This is a genomic window from Mesorhizobium sp. M1338, assembly GCF_040318045.1.
Lineage (GTDB): Bacteria > Pseudomonadota > Alphaproteobacteria > Rhizobiales > Rhizobiaceae > Mesorhizobium.
Genome location: NZ_JAMYLL010000139.1, coordinates 1 through 940, shown reverse-complemented (window position 1 = coordinate 940; position 940 = coordinate 1). Strand labels below are relative to the sequence as shown.

At 62.8% G+C, this 940-nt stretch carries 2 protein-coding genes; both read left to right on the top strand.

The genetic code is table 11. The features are described 5' to 3' along the window. On the top strand, positions 1-522 hold a 522-nt coding region (locus NKH19_RS33340), incomplete at its 5' end, for a TetR/AcrR family transcriptional regulator (protein WP_352874178.1). Then, positions 519-940, top strand: a 422-nt coding sequence (locus NKH19_RS33335; RefSeq protein ID WP_352874176.1) for a cupin domain-containing protein, incomplete at its 3' end; no start/stop codon positions are given. The genes NKH19_RS33340 and NKH19_RS33335, both read left to right, overlap by 4 nt.

Sequence of the window (940 nt, the reverse complement as noted above, 5' to 3'; positions counted from 1 at the left end):
GATGAGATCACCGCCGAGGCGATCGCCGAAAAGGCTGGGGTGCAGCGGCGTACCGTCTTCCGTCACTTTGCCACAAAGGACGACCTGCTGGCGGCATTCTGGCCCTGGCTGAACGCCCGGATCGGCGCGATCACCAGTCCGCAGACATTGCAGGAGCTGCTGGACGGGCCACGAACAGCCTTTCCACGTTTTGACCAGCATGAAGCTGCGATGCGCGTTGCTCTGCATTCGCGGACAGGGCGCGACATGCGCATGGGCACGGTTCTCGACCGCCGCCGCCATTTCGCACATGCTCTCAATGCCGCAACCGCCAAGCTTCCGGCAGCCGAAACCCGCAGAATCGAAGCGCTGGCGCATCTCCTCTTCTCAGCCTCCGCTTGGGAGGTTTTGAAAGACTATGGCGGTCTCGACGGCGCCCAGGCCGGCGAAACCGCATCCTGGGCGCTCGAGCTGATCCTGTCCGCAGTCGGCCAGAGCCATCCTCAAGCGGGCGTGTCATCAAAACCGAAGGAGAAATCATGACGATTGACGTAGTACCATTCGATGGCGGCGAAACCGTCTGGGTCATCGCCGACCGCATCCGCTTCCTGGGCGGCGTTGCCGGCTCGAACCTTGAAATGCTTGAGGTCACGGTGCCTCCCGGCTCCGGTACCCCACCGCACGCCCACCCTTCACCGGAGATGTTTTACATCCTGGAGGGTGAACTGAGGATCCGCCACTTCGAGGCTGGTGAAGCGCCGCGCACGGTAGTCGCCGATCCAGGCAGCGCGGTCCGTATCGGACCGATGGAGTCGCACGATTACTCGAACGAAAGTGGTAAGCAGGTGCGCATGCTCGTGCTTGTCGAGCCGTCGATGACTGCCTTCTTCCGCGACATCGGTACCGTCGAGCCGCTGACGCAGCCCGATTTCGCCAAAATCGGCGCGGCCATGCAGCGCCA